Genomic DNA, 25,292 nt, shown 5'->3' with positions numbered 1-25,292 from the left:
TACTTAAATTGTTAAAATTTCCCGGAAAAGGCTTTCTTTTTCGGGATTTTTGGTATAATAGACTAAAAGTAGAATTCAAATTCACTCGTTAACTTTGCCAGTTTTGCTTTGCATAGCTTTTAACCAGTGAAACAAATAAGGTTGTTAGAAATAGGAATAAGGGGAATAAGGAGGAATTCATCAATGGAGTTAACAAAGTTGCAAAATGGTTCGGATATTCGTGGAATCGCTATCACTGCTGAGGATAAAGTGAAGAACTTAGGGGCCGAAGAAGTTCGTTTAATCGCAAACGGGATTCTTAATTGGTTAACGAGTAAGGGGTTAGAGCGTCCTTTCAAAATTGGGATTGGGCATGATAGCCGCTTAACTGGTCCAGAATTAAAGGATGCGATGGTAGCTGTTTTTGAAGCGGCTGGCTGTGAAGTATTGGATTTTGGCTTAGCAACGACGCCTGCATTGTTTATGGCAACGCAGTTTGAAGAGTTTGCGTGTGATGCTGGGATCATGCTGACGGCAAGTCATCTGCCATTTTATTTCAATGGGATCAAAATTTTCAGCCAAACTGGCGGCGCAGAAAAAAGTGATATTGCCAACATTTTGTCCCATACCGAAGCGATTGAAGCGGCGAAAGGAAATGTAACCGAGGCCGATTTATTGTCTCGTTATGCAGCAGATCTAGTTGAAAAGATCCAACGTGGTAGCGGCAGTGAGCAGCCGTTAAAGGATATGAAAATCGTCGTTGACGCTGGAAATGGTGCTGGCGGATATTTTGCAGATAAAGTGTTAGCTGTACTTGGTGCGGACACTAGTGGTTCGCAATTTTTAGAGCCTTATGGTAATTTTCCTAACCACATTCCAAATCCAGACAACAAAGAAGCGATGGCAAGTATCAAAAAAGCGGTACTAGATAATCAAGCCGATCTGGGAGTCATCTTTGATACGGATGTCGATCGTTCAGCGATCGTTTCAAAGGATGGACAAATGATTAACCGGAATAATTTGATTGCTGTTTTATCGGCCATCGTTTTGCAGGAGCATCCAGGAAGTACGATTGTGACCAACTCGCCAACTTCGGATCATCTGAAAAACTTCATTGAAGAAAAAGGCGGCAAGCAATATCGCTATATTTCAGGCTACCGCAATGTAATCAATAAAGCGATCGAGCTTAATGAAGAAGGCATTGATTGCCAATTGGCGATTGAGACGAGTTCCCACGCGGCGTTCAAAGAAAACTATTTCTTAGATGATGGTGCGTATGTCATCGCCAAAGTCTTGATGCTGTTACCAAAACTACAAAAAGAAAATCGTGAACTGACAGATTTGATGGCGGAATTGGAACAGCCTGTGGAAACACTAGAAATTCGCTATACCATTAGTGGAGAGAATTATAAAGAGGCTGGGCAGCAGATGATCGAGAAATTCCGTGAGGAGCTGCCAACACATGACGGCTTTGCGGAAAACCCTGAGAATCAGGAAGGTGTTCGCTTTTCTGTGACCGATCCGTATGGACAGGGCTGGATGCTTTTACGTTTAAGTCTGCATGAACCGCTGCTAGTGATGCAGGTAGAAAATGATCAAGCCGATCAAATTCAAAAGCAATTACCTATATTCCGTGAAATTTTAGCTCAGAATACACAAATTGATCTAACGAAAATTGACCAGCAATTGAATAAGTAAGATTGCTTGCAAAATAAGCCCCTTGGTCTGATGATAGGAATCAGAAAAAGGGGTTTGTTTTTTTGTATTCTTTTAATAGAGCAATTTCTAACGAAAAATTTCAGAATAGGAGAGAGACAGATGAAAATCATACTTGATGAAGCAGCAAAAGAAAAAATTTCGGCTCACTTAGGAGTGGATAAGCTTTTATTATTAACCTTTGAAGATGGGGTCGGAGCGTATTCGCAGCATGCCATGATTCACATGCAGACACAATTTTCCATTAATATTATCTCCACTGATATGGAAAAAGCAGGTTATGATGAGAAAATCCCATCGAATATTGGCGACTTTTGGATCAAAGGGTATTCGAAAGAAGATTTGCAGGAAGAAATGCACATTAAATTTAATCCACGCTTGAGCACATTCAGTTTATCTGGAGAAGGCGGGATGATTGACGATAATCTAGGCTTCATCGATTTTACTAAAAATTAATTTAAGATGGATCGTCTTTCATTTTTTTTCTGTTCTTTGATATGATGATAAAAAAGGTTTCGAGACAGGTTCTTAACGTCAGATATTTGGAACCAGACAAACAACAGAAAGAGAGAAAATAAAGTGGCAAAAATCATGATCGTTGAAGATGAAGCAGTAATACGGCAACTGATTGGCGAAGAGCTAACGAAATGGAGATTCGATGTTTATCAGGCAACTGATTTTAACCAGGTTTATGAAGAATTTGAAGAGACGGAGCCGCAGCTTGTGTTGTTGGATATCAATCTTCCTGTATATGATGGGTATTACTGGTGCCAAAAAATTCGTGAAGTCTCCAAGGTACCGATTATTTTTATCTCCTCTCGCAATACCAATATGGATCAAATCATGGCGATGAACATGGGGGCAGATGATTATATTACAAAGCCTTTCCAAGTAGACATATTAGTTGCGAAGATTAATGCCTTGTTGCGCCGCTCATACAATTACGCTGAGAGCGGTGAAGAATTAGAGCATAATGGCATCACGTTGAATATTGACAACAGCAGTATGACAATTAATGGTGAAGTTGTTGATCTTAGTAAGAATGAGTACCGGCTCCTATTCATTTTGATGAAGCAACACGGGAAAATCTTAAGCCGTGATAAATTATTACGCGCTTTGTGGGACGATGAACGCTTTGTCGATGACAATACTCTAACAGTCAATATCAATCGTCTGCGTCGGAAGATTGAACAAGCTGGAATTGATGACTACATTCAAACGAAGGTTGGACAAGGCTACATTGTCCCATAAGGAGCGGCCATGACATTTATCAAGTATTTAAAGGATCGTCTACTGGTTTTATTAGGTTGGGCAGTCTTAAGTTCACTACTGGTTTTTATGGTCTGGCTAACACCGGATTTACACGGCTTTTGGGACAATCTGGGGTATCTGTTGATTTTGCAACTCTTTCTCGTCTTCCTTTTTTTCACGATTGATTATTATCGTCGAAAAAAATGGTACAAGGAATTCGATAAACAGGAAGAGTCTCATTTGCAGCATTTTGTCGAATCTGCGACAAACAATGAGGAAATGTTGATTCAGGAATATGTTAATAAGCAAGTACGAGAGCATCATTCGATGATGGAGCAATTGCTGGATAGTCAAAAGGATCAAAAAGATTACATGGATTCTTGGATTCATGAAATAAAAGTACCATTAGCGGCAGTCGATTTGATTTTGAATGCGATTGAATTTGATATTCCGGATGAAAAGTTTGTTTTGCTGCAAAATGAACTTCAGCAGATTGATGAGTATGTGGAACAGATTCTCTATTATTCTCGTTCGGATGAATTTGTAAATGATTATTTGATTCAAGAATATTCATTGAAAAAAATTGTTCAGCCGATCATTCGCAGTCAAGCCAATTATTTCATTCAAAAAAATCTCCAATTGACTCTAGCGGAAAATGATGCCAAAGTGCTGACTGATGCCAAATGGATTGAGTTCATTTTCCGCCAATTGTTGAGTAACGCGATCAAATATACACCAGATCATGGCCAAATCACTATTACAATCGAGACAAAAAGTGCCGGGGCTTCGTTGATTCTAGAAGATAACGGGGTCGGGATCCCACCAGAGGATCTAGGTCGAATCTTTGACAAAGGTTTTACAGGTGAAAATGGTCGAAAAGCCCAGCAGCATTCGACAGGTCTTGGTTTGTACTTGGCGAAGCGACTCGCTGAGAAATTAGGGGTAGCTATTACCGCAGAGTCAACAATGAATAAAGGCACTAAGATGACTTTATTTTTTCCGCGATTAGATTATTATCATGAAGAACGATAAAATTACTAGTTTTCGATTGCCAAAACCTCTTTTTTTCGCTAAACTATTTCAGTTGTGAATTGAAGGGAGTAAGGTTATGAGTATTTTAATTGCCCTAATACCAATGGTAGCATGGGGAAGTATTGGTTTGGTGAGCGGGAAATTAGGTGGAGACGCCAATCAGCAAACCTTAGGAATGACGATGGGGGCTTTTGTTTTTGCATTAGTGACCTTTTTCGTCGTTCAGCCAGCTATGAGTGGTTGGATTTTATTAATCGGATTTTTATCAGGTTTCTTTTGGTCCATTGGGCAGAACGGTCAGTTTCATGGGATGAAATTCATGGGAGTTTCAGTAGGATTACCGATCTCAACGGGCTTTCAGTTAATTTTAAATACTGTCGCTGGTGCAGTTTTCTTCCATGAATGGACGAAAACAAAAGATTTTATCCTAGGTTTTATCGCCTTGGCATTGCTTGTTTTAGGGGCTTATTTAACTGCTCGCAAGGATGACGAGAGTGGTGTGCAATCAGATGACCGTATGTTGGACTTCGGCAAAGGGTTTCGCTCGTTGATTTTTTCAACGTTAGGGTACGGCGTTTACACAATTATTATTACCTGGGCCGGACTAGATCCATTGGCAATTATCTTGCCGCAAAGTGTCGGTATGTTAGTTGGAGCCAGCTTCTTTGCCTTTCGCAAGGCTAAAGTGGACCGCTATGTATGGCGAAATATGGCTTCCGGTCTTTTGTGGGGAATCGGAAATATCTGTATGCTGTTAACCGTTAAGGAAATTGGTTTAGCGATTGGATTCTCCTTGTCACAGATGGGAATTATCATTTCGACATTAGGCGGGATTTTCCTTCTTGGTGAACGGAAAACGAAAAAAGAAATGTATTATGTCATTATCGGCTGTCTCCTGATTATTGTTGGCGGTGTCGTATTAGGCTATATGAAAGCATAAAAAATAAGCGTGCCGCTTGGCATGCTTATTTTTTATAACTACTGTCCAGAATTTAATTCCATTAATTTTTGTTTTAAGTCGTTTTCCATATGACCGATCTCGATCTCGGCTGCTTGACGACGTTCGCGGCCTTCTTTTTGAATCCGCAGGGTTTCTTCTAATGTTTCGACTAGATCGTTTTGTGTTTGCTGCAAGGTATCTAGATCGACAATGCCGCGTTCGTTTTCTTTGGCCGTTTCGATGGTTGAGATCTTCAGCATTTCTGAATTTTTCTTCAACAGGTCGTTGGTTGTTTCAGATACCTGACGTTGTGCTGTAGCAGCGTCTTTTTGACGTAGTAAAGTCAAAGCAATTGCTACCTGATTCTTCCACAATGGAATCGCCGTATTGATAGAGGCTTGAATCTTTTCAGCTAACGCTTGATTGGTATTTTGGATCAAGCGAATTTGCGGTGCTTGCTGAATCGTAATTTGTCGTGCTAGTTTTAAATCGTGGGTCCGTTTATCCAAACGGTCCAAAAATTGTGTATAGTCGTTGACGACCTGGACGTCCATTTGATCGCCAGAGCTTTGTGCCTTCGCTGTTGCTTCAGGAATCGTCGTCATTTTCATTTCTTCGATCTTCAACTCAGCGGCAGCAATATAGATATTCAAGGCGTCAAAGTAATCTTTGTTTTTATTGTAAAGTGTTTCAAGCATTTGGTTGTCCCGCAATAAGCCATCTTTTTCAACGTTTAATTTTGTGGCGATTTTATCAATTTGAGCACCGATCTTTTGATATTTCGTTGTAATTTCATAGATTGACTGTTTTACTTTACCAAACATTTTTTGGAAGATATTGCCTTCACCGACGCGTAATTCGTCAGGATTCGCTTCATTTAAGCGGTACATTAATTGATTCAACGAATCGCCGATTGGACCGATATCTTGTGAAGAGACGGTATTCAGCATAGATTGGGAGAATTCGCTTAATTTTGTTTGTGCAGTTGAACCGTAACTGATTACGGCTTGAGAATCATTGACATCGATTTTTTTCGCAAGCTCGCGGGCTTGTACTTGCCGTTCCTCAGGCAATTTATCGACTAAGCGATCTGCTTGTTCCTGCGACTGCAGGTGAGAGATTTCTTGCTGTTGAACGGGGGTTAAAGAATCGGTGCCAAATGGGTTACTGAGTAAATCATCTAAAGTACTGTCGACCGGTTTGGTTTCTGTTTTATTTTCTGGTTCCACTATGTGTCCTCCTGTTCGAAAAAAATCTAGCTTCAGCTAGATTTTTTTGTTAATGTTTCGCTTTTTTTATTTTGTGGACAAATCAGGATCATGGTCAAGATTCTTTTTCGCGATGGAAATTTCAACATCCATGTCTTCTAAATCTTCAGCGACGAATTGTTGATAATCTTTCACGATTAAATCAGCCATTTGATCGATGATCTGTGCGCTTTCTTCTAGTTTACCATAAACTTCTTTTGACTTGACCTCATGTCCGTTGATTTCAACATAATTATCTGTCAAATCAACGATATTTGGCAAGTGCGTATAAAGAAATTGACTCGCTTCTGGCAAACGTTTTGGATCTTTTACTAATTCTTTAAATAAAGCTTTGGCAGCCTTCAGCGTATCGTGTCGTAAATCGATCGCTTTAAGCTTCGCATTCTTTTGTATATTTTGCTGCAGACGTAAAACTTGTTGTTTCGATGAATTCATCGTTTCACGGAACAATTCAATTTCACGTTCGCTCATACCCAATTGTTTATAGTAAGCTTCCTTTTCTTTCGATAGAAATGGTAGTTCTTCTTTTTGTGGACGAACTTTTCTTCCCTTAAGTCCACGATAGATCAACCAAAAGCCGACAACCAACATTAAAAAGACGATATAGTCACCGAAATCTCCTTCAAGAAAGGAGAGAATGCCGATTGTTGCGATGATGATAGGGAATATTTTCCTGCGCATAATAATCCTCCTAGTCTAGTAATAACCCTTCACATTATTTATTCAAAATTCTTGATTTCTTTACACGCTCATCATAGCATGAATTTCTATAGAATTAGTATCGGACTAAAGATGGATTTTTCAGATTTAGAAAAAACATAAGAATTTTCTGTGATACAATAAGGCAGAACCTTCGAGTTGAAGCTATATGGGAAACTTCTTCCTTTGTTTGCAGCTTCCATTGGAAGAAATCCTCTTATTTTTGTTAATAAAAGATTTAAGAAATTAATGTTAAACTTGAAAATGCGAAAAGGAGAAAAGGTGTTGTCATGTTAGAATATAAAGATTTTGAAGAGAAGACAATTGAACGGAAAGAAATATTTAAAGGAAAGATCATTGATGTTTATTTAGATGACGTTGCTTTACCGATGGGAGGAACAGCCAAACGCGAATTGGTTTTCCATCACGGTGGTGTCGGCATTATCCCTATTACGAAAGATAATAAAATGATCATGGTCAAACAATTTCGCAAGCCGCTAGAAAAAGTGGTATTGGAGATTCCTGCTGGAAAAATAGATCCAGGTGAAGGGCAACAGCCAGAAAAAACGGCGATGCGTGAACTAGAAGAAGAGACCAGTTACCGTGCGGAAGAATTAACTTACATAAATGAGATGTATTTATCACCCGGATTTTCAAATGAAAAATTATATATCTATGCTGCGACTGATTTAGTCAAGGTAGAAAATCCTCGGCCTCAAGATGACGATGAAGTGTTGGAACTTTACGAATTGACCATGGAGGAAGCCAAACAAGCGATCCTAGATGGATTGATTTGTGACGCAAAAACAATCTTCGCCGTCAATTATTGGGAACTGATGTTGTTAAAGAAATAGACTTGGAAAATGAATCCATTATTAAGAACGAGGATGTCAGTTCCTCTTTTCGCAGGATATTAGGATTGGAAACAAGATAAGACATATTAACTTAACAAATGGAATGAAGTTTAGAGGAATGATATACGGCATGAAAATCAAACTCATTTTTCTATAGAAAAATGAATTCATTAGTAAGAATAAGGATGTCAGTCCAACTTTTGGCAGTTAGTAAATTTGTCTGGATAATTAAATTTGTTTATTGACTTAATGAATGAGCCTGCAGTTTAGTTGGATGATATACGGAGTGAAGATCAAAATTATTTTTTCTTAAAAAATAATTACTTTATTAAGAACGAGGAGTGGATCACTCATGAGCCAATCACCCTTGGTGACGCGCAGCGAATTGAGGAAACGAAAAGAAGAGCAGGAGCGTTTGGCAGAAGAGCAGCGGAAAGCGGCGGAGCGAGCCTATGAAAAAAGAGAAAAAGAAATCAGTTCTGTCTATCGGAAAGAGTTGAAGAAGAACAAGCCTGTAACGAAATCTCGCAGCAGTGAACGGGTAAAACAGAAGGAACGCAGCAGCTTTTTAAATAAAGCAATAATTTTTGTTTTATTACTTTTGATCGTGGTAATGTTAGCTGTATTCTTTATTTAAACAGTAAAAATATATTAAAAAGAAATAGAGGAATCGTTATGAAAATCGGTATTATCGGTGCAATGGAACCGGAAGTAAAAGCATTAAGAGAAAGTTTGGATCATCCATTATCTTGGGAACAATCTGGAGCGCTGTTTATCTCAGGGGGGCTAGGCAATCATGAAGTGATTGTTGTTCAATCAGGAATTGGAAAGGTATTGGCTTCAATCACTACTTCGGTATTGATTCAGCAATACAAAGTGAATATGGTCATCAACACGGGAACCGCTGGTGGGATTGGCGAAGGATTAGCGATTGGTGATTTGGTTATCGCAGATAAAGTGGCTTACTTTGATGTGGACGCAACGACTTTTGGTTATAAGATAGGGCAAGTTCCAGGTATGCCGCTTTATTATGAAGGATCAACCTATTTAAAGGGCGAAATGGTGACAGCCAGCAAGAAAATGAATCAATCTGCCCATGTTGGGTTGATCGTTTCAGGAGATACCTTTGTGAGCAGTCCAGCCAAAATCAAGGAAATCAAAGCTTCATTTCCAGAGGCTTTAGCTGTTGAAATGGAAGGAGCTGCGATCGGACATACCGCCGCACAATTTGGTATTCCATTTTTGATCGTCCGAGCAATCAGCGATACGGCTGACAGTGAAGCGACGGAAACACATGAAGAATTTGTTAATCGTACTGGAACATTATCAGCACAGCTTGTTATGGAATTTGTGAACCATTTGAAATAAAGTATTTTAAGGATTCAACTAAAGGAGGAACTTGCATGCGGGCGTTACTTTCGATTGATTATACGAACGATTTTGTAGCAACTGATGGAAAACTAACTACAGGGGAAGCAGGTCAGGCAATTGAGGGGGAGCTGGTCGCTATCACAGAAGACTATTTCCAGCAGGGGGATTTTGTCGTTTTTGCTATTGATGGGCATGATCCAAGCGATCAGTACCATCCTGAAAATAAGCTTTTTCCGGCGCACAACGTCATCGGCACGAGCGGACGAGAGTTGTATGGCTCATTAGCTGATTTCTATCAAGCAAATCAAGCAGAAAAAACGGTTTATTGGATTGATAAGCGGCATTATTCAGCCTTCAGCGGCACCGATTTAGACATTCGTTTACGGGAGCGAGGGATTACAGAGCTTTGCTTAACTGGGGTGTGTACCGATATTTGTGTGTTGCACACAGCGGTAGATGCCTACAATTTGGGTTATCAATTAGTGATACCTGAGAAGGCTGTTGCAAGCTTTGATGCGACTGGACATACTTGGGCATTGAATCACTTTAAAAATACTTTAGGAGCAACTATTATATAAAGCGAAATCGCAACGAAACTCTGTTTTCGTTGCGATTTTTTTTCTTATAAATAATTAGGAATAAAGGTGGTGAAGTCTTCAATGACGCCATCTGGCGCCAAGTTTTCTTTTTCGAAAACGGATCGATTTTTTCCTTCGGGATCAATGGCGATGATCGTTCCGATTTTCGCATTGCGAGCTGCCTGTAATCCAGAGTAGGAATCCTCAATCACTAGGCAATCTTTCGGGGCAACGGCGATCTTCTCAGCGGCGATCAGAAAAATATCCGGTGCAGGTTTTCCAGGAAAGCTGCCTGTATGACAGACCATTTTTTCTTCATCAAACCAGTCACCTAAATGTAAATAGTCAAAATAAAAGTCCATGTTCACCTTTGGCGATGCTGAAGCGATGGTCATGGGTATTTTTTCTGCTTTTAAATAGTCTAAGACCTCCCGCAAACCTTTGGTAAAGTCATTGTGATCTGCACTGGCTAAGACCGATTCACGATAATAAGCCTCCTTTTCATCAGATAATTTTTCCACTTCTTCTTCACTTAATTCTGGTGAAATAAAATTACGCAAGATCACATCATTGGTTTTCCCGTGAATATTTTTCAGAATATCCTCTTCGGTCATTTCCTTATCTGAATACTTTTGGATCAAATAGAGCCAAGCAGCCTCATGGAGATCAGAATCCATAAACATGGTTCCGTTAAAGTCAAATATTATTCCTTTCATACATAAACCTCACTTTTTCCCAAGATACACCTAGTTTAGCACGTTTTGAAAATAGTTGATGAAAAAGATAGTATTGTTTGCAACTTCAAATCAATCGTTTTATAGTATTTAAGAATAAATAATGGAGATGAAAAGCATGTTGGATTATTTGGTTATTGCACTCTTTGCTTTTGTTGGCGGAACCGCACGCTATTGGTTGGGCGTATGGCTTCCTGCGGTCAACGGTTTTCCTATAGGAACCTTGCTGGTCAATTTATTAGGGTGCTTTATTTTTAGTTGGATCGTGAAACATATTTTGAATGATATTGATATTTCTGCTCGTCTCGTTTTAGGAGTAGGAGTCGGCTTCTGCGGTGCCTTGACGACATTCTCTTCCTTTGCGCTAGATACGATGAAATTAGTGCAGGCCGGGCAAATCGGGTTAGCGTTTCTTTATTTACTGCTTTCAGTTGTCGGCGGTTTAGCGATGACTGTACTCGGCGAGTCTATTTATCATAGAAGGGTGGAGACAGAATGATCAACACGCTATTAATCGGCAGTGGAGCAGCGATTGGCGCGATGCTGCGTTTTGCGTTAAATAACTATTTTGAACCCCAGACTAAACGTCTGCCCAGATCCACTTTTTTTATTAACCTTACAGGAAGCCTTTTGCTCGGTATTTTCTTTGGACTGCATTTAACGGATCCGGTTTATCTATTTTTAGGGACTGGGATCATGGGGGGATATACGACCTTTTCAACCTATAATTTTGAATTGTTTGTTTTATGGAAAAATGATCGTTCAATGTTTTATCGTTATTTTTTTGGAACTTATGGATTAGGTATATTATGTAGTTTTCTGGGTTTAGTCATCGGAAATAGCCTCTAAAAAGGTTCAAGAAAGCTTATAGAAACGGGAACTTAAATTAGATAGCAAACGAAATAGTTAATTGTTTCGATTTTTTTAATAAACTATAAATCCTGCAAAATAAATTGATGGACCTGATTTTGAATGGCTGATGAAAGACAGTTGCTTCGAGGCTAGTTAACCAATTATACGATGCACTAACATGAACTAGGTTATATGTTTTTTTTATATCAATTGAAAAAAGCAAAGAGATGGATCAAGGCAGCTTTTGATCCATCTCTTTGCTTTTGATTCATTAAAGAAGAGTTATTTCATTTGGCGAACTTTCTGAGGCGTTTCATTAAAAAAAGCTTTGAACTTTTGATAAAACTGAGTCTTATTCGAAAATCCGACATATTCACTGATGGCATCGATGGAAACATTAGTAGTTAGAAGTAAACGATGCGCTTCATGTAAACGCTGTTCAATAATTAATTGTTTGAAATTTTTTCCGGTCTCCTTTTTGATGAGATTGGACAGGTAGTTGCGATTGTAGCCTAATTCTTCTGCCAGTGATTTTAAGGAGAGGCTCCTAGGATTTTCTTCGATGCATTGCAAAATTTTTAACATGGTAGCATTGATGGAATTTGACTGATAAATCGTTGGTAACTGGGCTTGATATACTCGGGAAAGTTGCAGAAACAATACTTGAGAAAAAGAGTTCACTATATCATTGCTTAAACGGTTGTCGAAAAAAAATTCTCGAATCATCTGTTCAAGAGTCGCCTGAATTTCCTCATTATTCGTCAGATCCAACAATAAATAATTCTCGTGTATGTCAGAGTCAAGGACACTGTTGATAAGAAAATCATAAGTAACACCTGTATTTTTGGCATCTATTTTAGTAAAGGCCGATAGATTGATATCTGATAATTTGAATAGAAAATTAATTAATAAGTCTTCTTCTCTCAGTGGAAGAAGCTCATGTTGTGAATTTTGATCCAAAAGCAATAATTGTTTTTCCTGTAAAAGTAGTTCTTTCCCGTTAACAATCTGCCTTGATTCTCCTTGAAGCATATAGTTAAATTCCATAAATTGATGGGAATGCAGCGGATAAGCAGCAAATCTTCGATGTTTTCGGATTAGTATTGTTTTGTTTTCTAAAAAAAGCTCATTCTTGATTTTTAAATAACTTGATTTTTCTTCGTCAAATTCATCCAGCCATCTCTTTGTTCTCTTCTGAACTTTTTCAGCATCACTTAAAGGTAAAAAGTATTCTTCAATTTTCTTCATTTTTTATCACCTGTATTTTTGATACTCATATGCTAACATTTTGCCATTGTTTTGTAAACGCTATCAAAGTAATCTTAGGTTGTAAGTTGCAACGCACGAAAAACAACTAAAGGAGAAAGTCATGAAAAAAGATTATCGCGAGATGGCTAGACAGATTCCGATTGAAGATCGGCCAATTTCAAACAAGAAATTGTCTGGGTTGGGAAATTTCTTTGGATTATATGGTGGAGAACATATTGCAGCGACCGAATTTGTCATTGGTGCAACCTTGGTTACTTGGGGAGTCAGCGCAACAAATATTTTTATTGGATTACTGATTGGGAATTTGTTAGCAACACTTACGTATGCCCTTGTCTGCGCGCCAATCGCTGTAGATACACGATTAACTTTATATTCTTATTTGAATAAAGTTCTAGGGCCATATATGCAAAAAGTCTATAACTTTATCTGGGGCCTTGCCTCCATAGCAATGGCGGCCTCCATGTTGACGGTATCGGCATCAGCGGTGCGAGAGATTTTTAACGTACCTTTGCAAACAAATTGGTATCCGACAAGTATCACATTTATTTTAATCGTACTTGTTTTAGGGATCATTGTTACTGTGGTTGCGGCAAACGGCTTCGATGCTGTAGCAAAGTTTGCTTCGGTCAGTGCACCGTGGATGATTTTGGTTTTCTTTGTAGGTGCCATATTATCACTTCCAACGTTGTTCAGTGCAGCTGGAACACAAGGCATCCACTCTTTTGGTGACTTTATGAATTTAATGAACGCGACTGTTTGGACAGGAACGCCATTACCAGGGAATCCACAGTTAGGTTTGCCGCATGTCATTGCTTTCGCCTGGATGTGTAACTTAGCTTATCACGGTGGTCTGAATGACATGTCGTTGTTTCGTTTTGCTAGAAAGTCGACCTATGGCTATGTATCCGGCGTCGGAATGTATATTGGTCATTTCTTCGCTTGGGGCTGCGCCGGTATCATCGGAGCGGCGGCATCAATTATGCTAGGAAAATCACTACTGGTTCTTGATTCGGGAGCTGTAACAAATGCAGTTGTCGGCGGTATGGGCTTACTGGCAGTCATTTTCGCTGGGTGGACAACAGCTAATCCGAGTATTTATCGAGCTGGATTAGCATTTCAAACGATCTTTAATGTTGATTTAAAAAAATTAACCTATGCAGTTGGGATAATCATGACCATTGCTGCTACGTTCCCTATTACTGCCAATGTGATGACAATCGTCAACATTATTGTGTTAGTTGTTCCATCTATCGGGGCGATCGCAATAACAGAACACTGGATACTACCTAAATTAGGGGCTACACGCTACTGGTCGATGTATCGGAAAGATCAAGTGAATAAAGCTGCGTTGAGTGCATGGCTGATCTCATTGGCCTTTGTGGTCATCATGACAATGACGAATCTGATCCATTCTTATTTCTTATTTTTACCAACGTATTTGCTGGCGATAGTGGCTTATGCCATCTTGGCTTTATCAATGGGGGCCAAAGAGGACTATTCATCAGAAGTACTTGAAGAAGAAAAGATTCAAGCTGCCTTGTTGCAAGTCATTCAAGAGGAGGAAAAGGATATCGCGGACAATCGTCAGGCGAAAGTTCCTAAGTTGGCTCGGATGCTACAGGGGACATCCTTTATATTTTTAGCAGCAATTTTGATCGTTACGATCTTGCGCTTTATCGGATTGATGGCTGATCCAACCTTCAGAACTATTTCTTTACTATTAACATTCTTGTATTTCGTTTTTGGCGCTAGTGGCATGTATGTGAGAGAAAAAGCTTTTGAAAAAGAAAGTATTGCTCAAGTAGAAGAGCCTGTTTAAGGAGAAAAGAGATGAACGAAAACTATATAGCTGTTGATATTGGCGCATCTAGCGGACGCTTGATGCTGGCGGAAAAAGACTTTCAAGACAAGATTACTCTAAACGAAGTTCATCGTTTTAAAAATGGTTTTTCTGATAGTGAGGGAACAGATCATTGGAACGCTGATCATTTGGTGGAAGAAATCTTGATTGGCTTGGAAAAGGTGAAGCAGCGAGGGATCGAAGAATGTTATGTCGGGATCGATACTTGGGGCGTGGATTATTGTTTGCTGGATGAAGAGGGGCAAGCATTGAGTCAACCGATCAGTTATCGTGATCATCGTACAGCAGGCGCGATGGAAGCGTTCGATGCTAACTTTTCCCTCAAAGAACTTTATGAAAAAACAGGAATCCAGCTTCAATCGTTTAATACGGTGTTTCAATTACTAAGAGAAGATCGAGAAAAACTGGCTAAAGCGAAACAATTATTGCTGATGCCGGATTACTTAGGCTACGTTCTCACTGGCAATGCTGTATTAGAAAAAACAAACGCGTCCACGATGCAGCTGATGAATTTGGAGTCACGGAAACTAGATGAGGAGATTCTTGCTGCTATTGATGTGAAAAAGGAATTGTTCCCAGAGTTGGCTGAACCAGGTTCAATCCTAGGACCGATCCTGAGAGAAAAGTTTCCAGATTATGATCTGCCGGATGCAACAGTGATCACGATTGCTTCTCACGATACAGCGTCAGCAGTCGTGGGAACACCAGGAAAAGGCGACAATTGGGCCTACATCAGTTCAGGCACTTGGTCATTGATGGGGGTAGAAATGGAGGAAGGGATTGCGACTGCCGAAGCCTTCGATGCGAACTTTACCAACGAGTGGGGTGTTCAAGGAACGATCCGTTTCTTGAAGAACATTATGGGAATGTGGCTGATCCAAGAAGTCGCAAGGCTGCAGGATTATCGCTATTCTTATCCAGAGCTTGCTGAGCTGGCTAGTCAGGAAGAGCCATTTGTCTGCCTGATCGATGTCAATGATCCGCGCTTCATGAATCCAGAGAATATGATTACTGAGATTCAAGCGTATTGCCGCGAACTGAATCAAAAAGTACCTGAGACAGCAGGCGAACTTGCTCGTTGTATCTATGACAGTTTAGCACTGTGTTATGAAGTAGAACTAGAAAAGCTTGAAAAAATCACCGGACGTACGATTACTCAACTCCATATCGTTGGGGGCGGGTCAAATAATGACTTCTTGAATCAATTAACGGCGGATGCCTGTGGGATCAATGTTTTAGCAGGACCAGGGGAAGCAACCGCCATCGGCAACATCATAGTTCAGATGGTAGCGACAAATGGTTTTGGAACATTGGCAGAAGGCCGCGAAGGCATCAAAAAATCTTTCCCAATGAAAGAATTTCAACCGCAAACAGACAATCATCAAGCCATTGAAAAGTACCATGCCTTAACAAAAGCATTTGTATAAAAAACTAGATTGAAAAGAAAAAGGAGCAGAATCAAAATGACAAAAACTGTAGAAGCGCGTTATGAAGAAGCAAAAGCTCGTTATGCAGAAATCGGAGTGAATACTGATGAAGCATTGAAAAAATTACAGGAGGTAAAAATTTCAATGCATTGCTGGCAAGGGGATGATGTCAAAGGCTTCTTAAATCCTGAAGGCGAGTTGACCGGAGGGATCATGGCAACTGGAGATTATCCAGGTGCAGCTCGTACTCCTGATCAATTACGCCAAGATATCGAAAAGGCTCTTTCATTGATTCCGGGAAATCACAAGATCAACTTGCATGCCATTTATCTAGACACTGATGAAGCAGTCGATCTAAATCAGATTGAACCAAGACATTTTGAAAAGTGGGCGAATTGGGCCAACGAGCAGGGTGTTGGCTTAGACTTTAACCCGACCTTTTTCTCTCATCCTATGATGAAAGATGGGATGACGTTGGCACATCCAGATCAAGAGGTTCGCGACTACTGGATCGAACATGGCAAGCGCAGCCGTAAAATTGCAGAATATCTTGGAAAAGAAACCGGTCAAACCTGTATCAACAACTTCTGGATGCCAGATGGGATGAAAGATAATCCGATTGATCGCTACAATCCACGCAAACGCATGATGGAATCATTAGATGAAATCTTCGCTGAAGACTTGAACGAAGAATACACGCAAGAAGCGGTTGAAAGCAAACTATTTGGAATTGGTGCTGAAGCTTATACAGTAGGTTCCCATGAATTCTATATGGGTTATGGCTTAACTCGTGACAAATTGATTTGTTTAGATGCTGGACATTTCCATCCAACGGAAGTCATCTCAAACAAATTGACTTCACTGGCGCTATTTTCTAAGGGCATTATGCTCCACGTTTCGCGCCCTGTTCGTTGGGATTCTGACCATGTAGTGATCATGGACGACGAATTGCAAGAAATCGGCAAAGAAATTGTCCGCAATGACTTATTAGCGAAGACCACTATCGGCTTGGACTTCTTTGATGCAACGATCAACCGCGTAGCTGCTTGGGTCATCGGAACACGCAACACCCAAAAAGCATTATTGAAGGCGATGCTAGAACCAATTGAAGAGTTAAAGGAAATGGAACTGGACCTTGATTACACGCAACGTTTGGCGCTGACAGAAGAATTGAAGGACTTTCCTTATGCGGATGTGTGGAACTACTTCTGTGAATTGAACAATGCTCCAGTCGGTATGAATTGGTACGAAGAAGTCATGGACTATGAAAGAGATATTTTGTCAGCTCGAGGCAAAGAAATGGCACACGCATAACTAGTCGGCGGGGAGAGACATGGCCCCGCCTTGTTAGATAAAAACTTGGAGGAATCGATCGTGAATAATATTTTAGAAGCGTCTTTTGTGAAAGAAATGGTGGAAGTAACCAGCAATCTGTATCGTTTAGGTTGGGATGAAAGAAATGGCGGCAATGTGTCGTATTTATTGGAGGAAGCAGAAGTCACTGAGTATATAGATCCTATGAAGGTGTTGCGGAATATTCCAATGGACTTTGATGGAGCAGCTCTTAAAGGAAAATATTTTATCGTAACCGGTTCTGGGAAATATTTTAAAAATGTCGCCCAAGATCCTGCGAACAACCTAGGTATCCTGCGAGTGGCAGAAGATGGTCAAAGTGTGGATCTACTATGGGGATATACAGATGGCGGTGTTCCAACAAGTGAATTGCCTGCTCATTTAATGAGCCACAGCGCACGTTTAGCAGTTGATCCAGAAAATCGGGTGATTATGCATTGCCACGCGACTCATCTTTTAGCGATGACTTTCAGCCATGAACTGACATCTAAAGCAATCACTCGAACTCTTTGGGAAATGTGTACCGAATGTCTAGTCGTTTTCCCTGAGGGCGTGCAAGTATTGCCTTGGTTGGTTCCAGGCTCAAATGAGATCGGCGAAGCGACTGCAGAAAAAATGCGTCAAGCCCGTTTAGTTCTATGGTCATTTCATGGCGTGTATGGCGCAGGTCGGACCATCGATGAAACCTTTGGCTTGATCGAAACCGCGGAAAAAGCCGCACAAGTTTACACGTATGTTCAAGCACAAGGTGGCATCAGACAAACAATCAGCGATGAAAACTTTCTCGCCTTAGCGAAACAATTTGGAATCACACCGAATCCAGAATTTTTTGAAGCGACGGTGTTGAATGCATGATCAAAAAAGCAGTGAGAATGAAACTTTATCCAGGCATGAAGGAAGAATATGCCAGACGACATCAGGAACTCTGGCCTGAGATGCGGGAAATGTTAAAAGAGCATGGAGCGACCAGCTATTCGATTTTTTTCGATCCAGAAACAATTTTTTTGTTTGGCTATCTTGAAATCGAAGATGAGGAGAAGTGGTCTAAGACCGCCAATACGGAAATCAATCGTAAATGGTGGGATTTCATGGCAGATGTAATGGAAACAAATCCGGATAGTTCGCCAGTGACTGTCGATTTAGAGCAAGTATTTGAATTGTAAAAGAGACCAGAAATACAAACAGGGGATGCTAGTTTCAATATACAGTTGGCTAAAATGAATAGGCAGTTGACTCAGATGTTCACAGCTGGGAGAAAGACGGGGAAAAAGTTTTAAAAATTTATCATGAAGTTTTGTGCTGTGTAACGAATGATCCGGCTTTGAACTTTCGATAAAGTGTAGTGACGAAATCAAGTTTTGAAAGAGGTCTGACTCAGGAGCATCCGTTTCTGTAAATAAGTGGGTGATCAAAATAGTTGGACCTGTTTCAATAAATTCGTCTTATTTTATGGCAAAAATTTGCAATCACTAGCCATGAAAAGCGCTTTTATTTTATGGGATAATTGATTGTGAAGTATAACACAATAAAGGAGAGATACTATGGTAGTAAATCGAATGATTTTGAATGAAACGTCTTATTTTGGTAAAGGAGCGATCCAAGAGGTAGCCAATGAAGCAAAAAAACGTGGATTCAAAAAAGCATTGGTCGTGACAGACAAGGATTTATTGAAATTTGAAGTAGCGACAAAGGTTACGGCAATTTTAGATGAGGCAGAGTTAAGCTATGAGATTTTTGACGGAATTGTGCCGAATCCTTCGATCGAAGACGTTCAAGCGGGAGTGAAGGCCTGTGAGGCCGCAGGAGCGGACTACATTGTAGCGATCGGGGGCGGATCGCCGATTGATACAGCGAAGGCGATCGGGATCATTAATACAAATCCTGATTTTTCAGACGTTCTTAGCTTAGAAGGACCGGCGGATACGAAAAATCCTGCGCTGCCGATTTTAGCGGTACCGACAACCTCGGGAACAGCGGCTGAAGTAACAATCAATTACGTGATTACAGATAAAGCAAAGCAGCGCAAGTTTGTTTGTGTCGATCCCCATGATATTCCAGTCGTGGCGTTTGTTGACAGTGATATGATGATGGGAATGCCCACCGGTTTGTGTGCGTCAACAGGAATGGATGCTTTGACTCATGCAATCGAAGGCTTTATAACAAAAGGTGCTTGGGAAATGACGGATATGCTTCATATTAAAGCCATCGGTATCATCAGTCACGCCTTACGGGATTCAGTGGCAGGCAATCAAGAGGCTCGGGAAAAAATGGCCTTAGGACAGTACATTGCCGGGATGGGCTTTTCAAATGTTGGACTAGGATTGGTTCACGGAATGGCGCATCCGTTATCCGCTTGGTATGACACCCCTCATGGCGTAGCATGTGCCACCTTGTTACCGTTGATCATGGACTTCAATAAGGACTATACAGGAGAAAAATATCGTGAAATTGCTGTTGCGATGGATGTGGAAGGCGCGGCGGATATGTCGTTAGCGGAAGTTCGTGATGCGGCAGTACAGGCGGTGAAGCAGCTGGGGATTGACGTGGGCATTCCACAAAATCTGACAGAAATCGGAATGAAGGAAGCGGATATCCAACAAATCGCTGAGGATGCTTATCGAGATGTCTGTTCACCAGGAAATCCACGAGACGCTACTTTGGAGGAAATCATCGCCCTTTACAAGTCGATGCTATAAGAAAAAGCCAACCTTCGCGAAGGTTGGCTTTTTTGATCCTGTTTATTAGTCTTCTTCAGGAACTTTATTTTCTAAGTCTGTTCGAACAATCAATACGTCACAATCCGCGTTGCGGATAACATATTCAGAAACTGAACCGATAAACAACCGTTCAACGGCGTTTAATCCAGTCGCACCAAGCATGATCAAGTCGATTTGATTGTTCTCAGGGATTTGGTTAGCGATCATCACTTTTGGTGCACCATATTCAATGACTTTACTGATGTGCTCAACACCAGCATCTTTTGCATGAGCTTCATAATCGTCTAGCGTTTGTTTAGCCATATCTGTCGCTTGCTCTGCTAAAACATTATCAAAAGAAGAAACTGTTTGAAACGCGCGTGTATCAATGACATGAGCGAGTAATAATTCAGCCTGATTTCGTTTTGCGACGTTTACTGCTTTTTTGAAGGCTAATTCAGCTTCATTAGAACCGTCGACTGCCACCATAATTTTACTATATTGTTGATCCATCGTTCCCAACTCCTTTTCTCATTTATATTTTAAATCAAAATTCTTGAAATTGGTACTGTTAACCTTTTTTTGTTTTCGATCCCATCAATAAAGCGAAGAGTGCTGCCACCACCAAGAGAACAATTAAATAAATCATAGAGTAGGTTCGCTGATTGATAAAGCCGATAACAATGCCAATCATTCCCAGCAAGGCGTAAATGTAGCCAAACTGGCGTAAAAAACTGCGGGATTCTGTTTGTGTGTCTTCACTGAAAAGAACTAAAAATCCTTGAGGTTTTTTGATCAAATAATAGCTGCAGATCAATAAAATAAGTGCAAGTAAAAATAATAAAATGCGGATCATTTTCTTCCTCCAATACAATAAAAAGCAATTTGCAGAACGCAAATTGCTTTCAATCCATAAAAAATGGAAAATTCCGTCGATGCCGTTATTCACCCGATAGTATTGATCCCGCAAAATCTAGCAGGTGGGTTCCATGGTCTAAGCGTCGAACTACCAAATGAAAAGGCATGTTACCAACTTTGACACAAGACGGATCCCAAGATATCAATAAAAATGTTCGGTCAACACTGAAATAGGCAACGCGCACATCACAGAATTTCCATCTCAATCATAGCACAGTCATTATTGAGACGCAACGAAGTGGCTTGCAAGAATAAACTTGAAACACTTCAAATGATTCACGTCTTCTATACGTATATTGTATAAAAAAGGAGGCTCATATGTCAAAAAAATTCGCTTATTTTTTTATTTACTTAGTCATTTTTTTCTTCGGTCCATTCATGACACAGGCGGAAGCCGAATCTCTAGAACTTTTTCCTCCGATTGACCAGCAAAAGGAATACCCGTTAAGCGCAGCAGGAATGAAGGAACTTCTCTTTGACTTATATCAATTTGGAACAGAGGAGCACTATATGATTCAATTTGATGGAGCACTTGATTTAAGTCAAACAGCTGTTGGTAATAATGAAAGCTTGTCTAACCCAACCATTGAAACAATCAACTTTGCTAGTCTGCCTGCAAGCTTGACCTTTAAAGGAGCTGGAGCGGACAGTCACTTATCTTTACCTAAAACGTGTTTCTTTGGTCAAGACAGTCATTTCGAAACCTTAAATTTAAAAGCATCGAAAATTTATGGGAACGGTCATCAGCTTTATTTTGAGAATATTCAGCATAGCGATCATACGCAATTATTTGGCGGTAGTGATGGAAATCTAGTAGGAAATCCTATCCTTGTTTTTCAAGGAGTAACAGGCGGGTCATGGGAAATATATGGTGGAAATGAAGCAGGCACGCTAACGGGTAGCCCTTCAATTCAGTTGCTATCTTTGACGGGGGACATTCAGCGCTTGTGTGGCGGTTCATTGAAGGGAGAAATCATCGGAAATGTGAGTACTCGTGTTCAACAGCTTAACGGTATGTTAATGAATTACTATGGAGGCGGCTTTGGAACAGCCGATGAACCTGTCAATGTGAAAGGAACGATTGATAATCAGCTGACGTCTGAGTCAACGGCCTTTACCTTAGGAGATTTTGTTGGTGGAGCAGCCTTTGGCGAAACAGGTGCAGTGAATACATTGATCACTGGTAAGGGCAGTTTTTCTGATACAGGGATTCTGATTGGCGGCTCGCAAGTTGGTGAGATTCATGGACAGGAGCAGGCGATTACGACGGTGATTGACACACGACAATTTCAAAAAGGTGAGCGAAATTTTGTTGGCGGCAATCAATACAGCGGAACAATCTATGGAGATATCGAAAATCAGATTTATGCAGGAAAGGCTTCACAGGGGTCGTTTAATCGAATTGACGGCGCTGGGGGAATGGACTTGGAGAAGCGGAGCTTAACGAATTCACAAAGTCTCACACCTGTGGTCGATTTAACAGATCCGCAAAAGAGAACTGCGGAAGAGCTTGCTTATGATCAACTGGCTCCTTTAGAACGCTTTTCTTTAGCAAAGAGCAATACCCGTTTTTTCGTTGAGGGAAACGTTGTAACCCGCTTATTAGGCGGATGTGTCAGTGGCGGGCGCAATGTTGAGAATAATGTTTGTGGTGCGGGGGTTGCAGGAGTGATTAATGGGGACGTTCAGCTGGAGCTAGGACAAGAAACACTTGTTTATAGCAAACGGTGGGGAGTCTATGCGCAAGAGATGGGGCTGGAGCCAACGAAGCTAACCAATGAGAGGAATTTAGGCGCCTCATACGGCTTCAGTACTTCTGCAGGAGGAGGAGAGAATCAACAGCCATGGGGGAACACGTTGTACATAAACGGAAAGACTGAATTAGTCATTAAGCAGGCGCTATTGAATTATGCCTATGGCGGAAGCTTCAACGGGATAATTGAAGGAACTTGCTCTTCTCGGCTCGAAAAGGGGCAAGTCAGTGCTATTTTTGGCGCTGGCAGTGGTTGCTATCGGATTTATGGGAATAGTCGACTGGAAATTACTGGCGGGAAGGTCGAAAATTATGCGGTGGCAGGCAGCAATCAAGATCGACGACTAATTGGTGATATTCAGACAAGGATATCTGGCGGAGAGATTTTAGGATCGGTAGCGGCGTCCTATGGGTTGCGATCGAATCACATGATCGAGGGAAATGTTGAGACCATTATTAGCGGTGGGAAATTTTCAAAGAGCAACGAGGCAACGCAAATCATGGGCGGGATTGCCAAACACGGTCTACTAAATGGAAACGTAGCATTGACCATAACAGGAGCTGTAGAATTAGCAGCAGGACTAGGAATTTCAGCCGCTAGACCCAGAATGGCAGAAATAACCAATCGCCTCGGAGGCATCGATAAGCAGCTTGCATTTGAGTTAACAACCGAGCAGAGTTTTGCGGAAGTTGAAGTATTAGGAGACGGTGGAGAAAATCCCACTTCAGTTTATACACCTGCAATCAACATGAAAATGCGTGCACCAAATGGGCGATTTTCGTTGGTTCAGGGGATGCTAAAAAACAGCTATGCAGGCAGTCTAACCCACGAACTGTCTATCGAAATTCAAGCAGCTCAATCAGTCCAAACCATTATTGGCAGCGATTCGACAACCTTTAACAATCGATTGATTGAGAACAGTCCCGCGAAGGTTGGGGTAAAAATAGGCGGCACTCAAGCTGACATACCTGTTGAAAAAATTCAAAATTTCACCCAACTAACGTTAGAAAACAACGTGTCCGCAAAAAGGATTTTAAATGGCAGTGGTGCTACCAATGAAAATTTTGGACAAACTTTCGATCAATTCGGAGAACTTTCTTTAATCGCAAATGCGAGATTAAACGTGGAGGAGTTAAAAACAGGTCGACTGATGACCGCGAAAAACACTGAATTGCATTCACCAGCGGGAGAAAATAATATTTTTCTGCGAGAATTACTGCCAGAGGAAAAATTGAGGTGGCGCTTATTAATACCTGAAACGCTTCATGAGGTGACAGGCAGAAACTTCGCACAGCAAAAAGGCTATCCTATAATGACCTTTGTCGGAGAGAACAGCTCGCTGGGTCCTGAAAATTTTATTGGCTTTGATGAGCAAGGGCAAGCATTTACCGGAGACTCTAATGGTCAAATAGGCTTGGCAGTTTCTGCCACGATCATTGATTACCAAGTCGCAAGTGAGTCAGGAGAAATTACGCATAATCTCACTCTGAAACCGAACAACCAGCCATTGCCTTTAAACGTTTGGGGTGTGGCTAATAAGCGAAGCGGTGAATTAATTATTCCTTCTGAAAGCACCGTTTCCCCAGAATTAAGATTTACCGATACGGAACAGTTCTCCCTTCAACAAGCCGAGGTGATAGGAAGCAGTGGGGAGAATATCTTATTGACGGAGAATTACTGGCGTCCACTGGAAAGAACATACTATCAAATTAGAGCGCACTTTCATTATATAGGGTCCCTTAAGCTACTTGCGGTTCCAGATTTGATCGATTTCGGACAGCACAAATTAGGCAAACAAACAGCTTTTTACCCGACTATTCTTGGCCATCTTGAGATAAAAGACACACGTATAGAGCAGAGCCCGTGGAAATTGACACTACAAGCTGAAGCCCCAGAAGGCGGACAACTTTATTTTCAGGAAGATGGAAAGCTTCTATCATTGGAGGAACCGGTAACAGTACTCCAGCAGACAGGTTCTTTGAATACAACCTTTGAAGAGTGGGACGAATCAAAAGGGCTCTTCCTAACCATTCCCAAAGAACAGCAGAAGCTGGGTGAGGAATCAATGACGTTTCACTGGACTCTGACAACAAACGTCGAATGATTTTGTTGATATAGAAACAAAATTATCCTAGAATGAGTGTGCACGCATCGGAAGGCCAAATGAGGGGTCATTTAGGATGAATAGGGGAATGACGCATGAACAAAAGAGAAGAAGTTTTGGAAGGATTCAGCCAAGTATTTAATAAACGCGCATGGTTGGATAAGGTGAAGATGGAGACGGCTTTGGCAGGATATACTGCCTCTGAGGTTCATTGCATGGAGTTTATTGGCAAACATACAGATCCGAATGTCACAAAAATGGCAGAAGCGATGTATATGACGCGGGGAGCGATCAGTAAGCTAACCAAGAAAATGGTAAAAAAAGGGTATATCGAAAGCTATCAAAAAGCAGAGAACAAAAAAGAAGTTTATTTTAAGCTGACAGCAGAAGGGCAGAGAGTTTTTGCTATTCATGAGCAGCTTCATAAAGAGTTTGAGGATCGTGACGCGATCGTCTTCGAACCGATTACAGACGAGCAGTATGATGCGTTCCTAAAATTTCTTGCACGCTATAATCAGCACTTAGACCAGGAGATTAAGAAACAAGGACTTACGATCAATTAGTTATAGCAGTCAATGATGAAACAGCCTCCAAAAGTTAGACCAAAAATCTAATTCTTGGAGGTCTTTTTTTGAA

The 25,292-nt window shown here is 40.8% G+C and carries 25 protein-coding genes and 1 other RNA gene; 19 read left to right on the top strand and 7 right to left on the bottom strand.

The annotated features are described in order from the left end of the window. Positions 1-183: 183 nt before the first annotated feature. From IGI50_RS13560 to IGI50_RS13540, 5 genes are all read left to right on the top strand, one after another. Positions 184-1,677 (top strand): phosphomannomutase/phosphoglucomutase, encoded by a 1,494-nt coding sequence (locus tag IGI50_RS13560; protein ID WP_438777317.1) that lies wholly within the window; start codon positions 184-186, stop codon positions 1,675-1,677. A gap of 120 nt (positions 1,678-1,797) precedes the next feature. Beyond that, positions 1,798-2,151 carry an iron-sulfur cluster biosynthesis family protein gene (locus tag IGI50_RS13555; RefSeq protein ID WP_438777316.1) on the top strand — a complete coding sequence of 118 codons (354 nt, stop codon included), beginning with the start codon at positions 1,798-1,800 and terminating at the stop codon, positions 2,149-2,151. A 123-nt stretch (positions 2,152-2,274) separates the two neighbouring features. Then, positions 2,275-2,946, top strand: a complete 672-nt coding sequence (gene sapR, locus IGI50_RS13550; protein ID WP_438777315.1) for a two-component system response regulator SapR — start codon at positions 2,275-2,277, stop codon at positions 2,944-2,946. Positions 2,947-2,955: 9 nt separating this feature from the next. After that, entirely contained in the window at positions 2,956-3,978 is a 1,023-nt protein-coding gene (gene sapS / locus IGI50_RS13545) for a two-component system sensor histidine kinase SapS (protein WP_438777314.1), read from the top strand. 76 nt (positions 3,979-4,054) lie between these two features. After that, a complete protein-coding gene (locus IGI50_RS13540; RefSeq protein ID WP_438777313.1) occupies positions 4,055-4,918 on the top strand; it encodes a GRP family sugar transporter in 864 nt (287 codons plus the stop codon). A 38-nt stretch (positions 4,919-4,956) separates the two neighbouring features. On the opposite strand, the gene IGI50_RS13535 is transcribed toward IGI50_RS13540, so the two are convergent. After that, a complete protein-coding gene (locus IGI50_RS13535; protein WP_010745368.1) occupies positions 4,957-6,147 on the bottom strand; it encodes a toxic anion resistance protein in 1,191 nt (396 codons plus the stop codon). 66 nt (positions 6,148-6,213) lie between these two features. Then, positions 6,214-6,867 carry a 5-bromo-4-chloroindolyl phosphate hydrolysis family protein gene (locus IGI50_RS13530; protein ID WP_010745369.1) on the bottom strand — a complete coding sequence of 218 codons (654 nt, stop codon included), beginning with the start codon at positions 6,865-6,867 and terminating at the stop codon, positions 6,214-6,216. 308 nt (positions 6,868-7,175) lie between these two features. On the opposite strand from IGI50_RS13530, the gene IGI50_RS13525 reads away from it, so the two are divergent. The 4 genes from IGI50_RS13525 (at position 7,176) to IGI50_RS13510 (ending at position 9,688) form a co-directional block, all read left to right on the top strand. Further along, entirely contained in the window at positions 7,176-7,739 is a 564-nt protein-coding gene (locus IGI50_RS13525) for an NUDIX hydrolase (protein WP_438777312.1), read from the top strand. Between the two features lie 352 nt (positions 7,740-8,091). Further along, on the top strand, positions 8,092-8,376 hold the full coding sequence (macP, locus tag IGI50_RS13520; RefSeq protein ID WP_010745372.1) for a cell wall synthase accessory phosphoprotein MacP: 285 nt from the start codon (positions 8,092-8,094) through the stop codon (positions 8,374-8,376). Between the two features lie 38 nt (positions 8,377-8,414). Then, positions 8,415-9,107: a 5'-methylthioadenosine/adenosylhomocysteine nucleosidase gene (locus tag IGI50_RS13515; protein WP_222225980.1), complete on the top strand. Its 693-nt coding sequence runs from the start codon at positions 8,415-8,417 to the stop codon at positions 9,105-9,107. A 35-nt stretch (positions 9,108-9,142) separates the two neighbouring features. After that, the gene (locus IGI50_RS13510; protein WP_438777311.1) at positions 9,143-9,688 is read left to right on the top strand and encodes a cysteine hydrolase family protein; all 546 of its coding nucleotides are present in this window, start codon (positions 9,143-9,145) and stop codon (positions 9,686-9,688) included. Positions 9,689-9,732: 44 nt separating this feature from the next. On the opposite strand, the gene IGI50_RS13505 is transcribed toward IGI50_RS13510, so the two are convergent. Beyond that, complete coding sequence (locus IGI50_RS13505; protein WP_438777310.1) at positions 9,733-10,404, bottom strand: HAD family hydrolase; 672 nt, start codon at positions 10,402-10,404, stop codon at positions 9,733-9,735. A gap of 136 nt (positions 10,405-10,540) precedes the next feature. Here IGI50_RS13505 and crcB point away from each other — a divergent pair, with 136 nt between their 5' ends. Continuing rightward, positions 10,541-10,921 carry a fluoride efflux transporter CrcB gene (gene crcB / locus IGI50_RS13500; RefSeq protein ID WP_438777309.1) on the top strand — a complete coding sequence of 127 codons (381 nt, stop codon included), beginning with the start codon at positions 10,541-10,543 and terminating at the stop codon, positions 10,919-10,921. Beyond that, positions 10,918-11,271: a fluoride efflux transporter FluC gene (locus IGI50_RS13495; protein ID WP_438777308.1), complete on the top strand. Its 354-nt coding sequence runs from the start codon at positions 10,918-10,920 to the stop codon at positions 11,269-11,271. The genes crcB and IGI50_RS13495 overlap by 4 nt, the downstream gene beginning before the upstream one ends. A gap of 285 nt (positions 11,272-11,556) precedes the next feature. Here IGI50_RS13495 and IGI50_RS13490 read toward each other — a convergent pair whose 3' ends face one another. Further along, complete coding sequence (locus IGI50_RS13490; RefSeq protein WP_010745378.1) at positions 11,557-12,522, bottom strand: AraC family transcriptional regulator; 966 nt, start codon at positions 12,520-12,522, stop codon at positions 11,557-11,559. Positions 12,523-12,643: 121 nt separating this feature from the next. On the opposite strand from IGI50_RS13490, the gene IGI50_RS13485 reads away from it, so the two are divergent. From IGI50_RS13485 to fucO, 6 genes are all read left to right on the top strand, one after another. Further along, positions 12,644-14,362, top strand: coding sequence for a purine-cytosine permease family protein (locus tag IGI50_RS13485; protein ID WP_438777307.1), 1,719 nt, complete (start codon positions 12,644-12,646; stop codon positions 14,360-14,362). A gap of 11 nt (positions 14,363-14,373) precedes the next feature. Next, the gene (rhaB, locus tag IGI50_RS13480; protein WP_438777306.1) at positions 14,374-15,831 is read left to right on the top strand and encodes a rhamnulokinase; all 1,458 of its coding nucleotides are present in this window, start codon (positions 14,374-14,376) and stop codon (positions 15,829-15,831) included. Between the two features lie 36 nt (positions 15,832-15,867). Continuing rightward, entirely contained in the window at positions 15,868-17,145 is a 1,278-nt protein-coding gene (gene rhaA, locus IGI50_RS13475) for an L-rhamnose isomerase (RefSeq protein ID WP_438777305.1), read from the top strand. Positions 17,146-17,205: 60 nt separating this feature from the next. Further along, a complete protein-coding gene (rhaD, locus tag IGI50_RS13470) occupies positions 17,206-18,039 on the top strand; it encodes a rhamnulose-1-phosphate aldolase (protein ID WP_438777304.1) in 834 nt (277 codons plus the stop codon). After that, the gene (gene rhaM, locus IGI50_RS13465) at positions 18,036-18,347 is read left to right on the top strand and encodes an L-rhamnose mutarotase (protein ID WP_438777303.1); all 312 of its coding nucleotides are present in this window, start codon (positions 18,036-18,038) and stop codon (positions 18,345-18,347) included. The genes rhaD and rhaM overlap by 4 nt, the downstream gene beginning before the upstream one ends. A gap of 378 nt (positions 18,348-18,725) precedes the next feature. Next, positions 18,726-19,880 (top strand): lactaldehyde reductase, encoded by a 1,155-nt coding sequence (fucO, locus tag IGI50_RS13460; protein ID WP_060789560.1) that lies wholly within the window; start codon positions 18,726-18,728, stop codon positions 19,878-19,880. Positions 19,881-19,925: 45 nt separating this feature from the next. Here the strand turns inward: fucO and IGI50_RS13455 are convergent, their stop codons facing one another. From IGI50_RS13455 to ssrS, 3 genes are all read right to left on the bottom strand, one after another. Further along, entirely contained in the window at positions 19,926-20,393 is a 468-nt protein-coding gene (locus IGI50_RS13455; RefSeq protein WP_222225975.1) for a universal stress protein, read from the bottom strand. A 58-nt stretch (positions 20,394-20,451) separates the two neighbouring features. Beyond that, the gene (locus IGI50_RS13450; protein WP_438777302.1) at positions 20,452-20,736 is read right to left on the bottom strand and encodes a hypothetical protein; all 285 of its coding nucleotides are present in this window, start codon (positions 20,734-20,736) and stop codon (positions 20,452-20,454) included. A 66-nt stretch (positions 20,737-20,802) separates the two neighbouring features. Further along, a non-coding RNA gene (ssrS, locus tag IGI50_RS13445) (6S RNA) lies at positions 20,803-20,996 on the bottom strand. A gap of 120 nt (positions 20,997-21,116) precedes the next feature. On the opposite strand from ssrS, the gene IGI50_RS13440 reads away from it, so the two are divergent. Both IGI50_RS13440 and IGI50_RS13435 read left to right on the top strand, forming a co-directional pair. After that, the gene (locus IGI50_RS13440) at positions 21,117-24,656 is read left to right on the top strand and encodes a hypothetical protein (protein WP_438777301.1); all 3,540 of its coding nucleotides are present in this window, start codon (positions 21,117-21,119) and stop codon (positions 24,654-24,656) included. A 95-nt stretch (positions 24,657-24,751) separates the two neighbouring features. Then, a complete protein-coding gene (locus IGI50_RS13435) occupies positions 24,752-25,219 on the top strand; it encodes a MarR family transcriptional regulator (protein WP_010745388.1) in 468 nt (155 codons plus the stop codon). Positions 25,220-25,292 lie beyond the last annotated feature (73 nt).

The organism is Enterococcus sp. DIV0170, from assembly GCF_051710765.1.
Taxonomy (GTDB): Bacteria; Bacillota; Bacilli; order Lactobacillales; family Enterococcaceae; genus Enterococcus_A; species Enterococcus_A raffinosus.
The sequence above is the reverse complement of the archived record's forward strand: the minus strand, read 5'-3'. Positions and strand labels throughout refer to the sequence as shown.

Coding starts and splice junctions, on each gene's coding strand:
- IGI50_RS13560 (WP_438777317.1), top strand. CDS start 184: ATGGAGTTAACAAAGTTGCAAAATGGTTCGGATATTCGTGGAATCGCT.
- IGI50_RS13555 (WP_438777316.1), top strand. CDS start 1,798: ATGAAAATCATACTTGATGAAGCAGCAAAAGAAAAAATTTCGGCTCAC.
- sapS (WP_438777314.1), top strand. CDS start 2,956: ATGACATTTATCAAGTATTTAAAGGATCGTCTACTGGTTTTATTAGGT.
- IGI50_RS13540 (WP_438777313.1), top strand. CDS start 4,055: ATGAGTATTTTAATTGCCCTAATACCAATGGTAGCATGGGGAAGTATT.
- IGI50_RS13530 (WP_010745369.1), bottom strand. CDS start 6,867: ATGCGCAGGAAAATATTCCCTATCATCATCGCAACAATCGGCATTCTC.
- IGI50_RS13525 (WP_438777312.1), top strand. CDS start 7,176: ATGTTAGAATATAAAGATTTTGAAGAGAAGACAATTGAACGGAAAGAA.
- macP (WP_010745372.1), top strand. CDS start 8,092: ATGAGCCAATCACCCTTGGTGACGCGCAGCGAATTGAGGAAACGAAAA.
- IGI50_RS13515 (WP_222225980.1), top strand. CDS start 8,415: ATGAAAATCGGTATTATCGGTGCAATGGAACCGGAAGTAAAAGCATTA.
- IGI50_RS13510 (WP_438777311.1), top strand. CDS start 9,143: ATGCGGGCGTTACTTTCGATTGATTATACGAACGATTTTGTAGCAACT.
- IGI50_RS13505 (WP_438777310.1), bottom strand. CDS start 10,404: ATGAAAGGAATAATATTTGACTTTAACGGAACCATGTTTATGGATTCT.
- crcB (WP_438777309.1), top strand. CDS start 10,541: ATGTTGGATTATTTGGTTATTGCACTCTTTGCTTTTGTTGGCGGAACC.
- IGI50_RS13495 (WP_438777308.1), top strand. CDS start 10,918: ATGATCAACACGCTATTAATCGGCAGTGGAGCAGCGATTGGCGCGATG.
- IGI50_RS13490 (WP_010745378.1), bottom strand. CDS start 12,522: ATGAAGAAAATTGAAGAATACTTTTTACCTTTAAGTGATGCTGAAAAA.
- IGI50_RS13485 (WP_438777307.1), top strand. CDS start 12,644: ATGAAAAAAGATTATCGCGAGATGGCTAGACAGATTCCGATTGAAGAT.
- rhaB (WP_438777306.1), top strand. CDS start 14,374: ATGAACGAAAACTATATAGCTGTTGATATTGGCGCATCTAGCGGACGC.
- rhaA (WP_438777305.1), top strand. CDS start 15,868: ATGACAAAAACTGTAGAAGCGCGTTATGAAGAAGCAAAAGCTCGTTAT.
- rhaM (WP_438777303.1), top strand. CDS start 18,036: ATGATCAAAAAAGCAGTGAGAATGAAACTTTATCCAGGCATGAAGGAA.
- fucO (WP_060789560.1), top strand. CDS start 18,726: ATGGTAGTAAATCGAATGATTTTGAATGAAACGTCTTATTTTGGTAAA.
- IGI50_RS13455 (WP_222225975.1), bottom strand. CDS start 20,393: ATGGATCAACAATATAGTAAAATTATGGTGGCAGTCGACGGTTCTAAT.
- IGI50_RS13450 (WP_438777302.1), bottom strand. CDS start 20,736: ATGATCCGCATTTTATTATTTTTACTTGCACTTATTTTATTGATCTGC.
- IGI50_RS13440 (WP_438777301.1), top strand. CDS start 21,117: ATGTCAAAAAAATTCGCTTATTTTTTTATTTACTTAGTCATTTTTTTC.
- IGI50_RS13435 (WP_010745388.1), top strand. CDS start 24,752: ATGAACAAAAGAGAAGAAGTTTTGGAAGGATTCAGCCAAGTATTTAAT.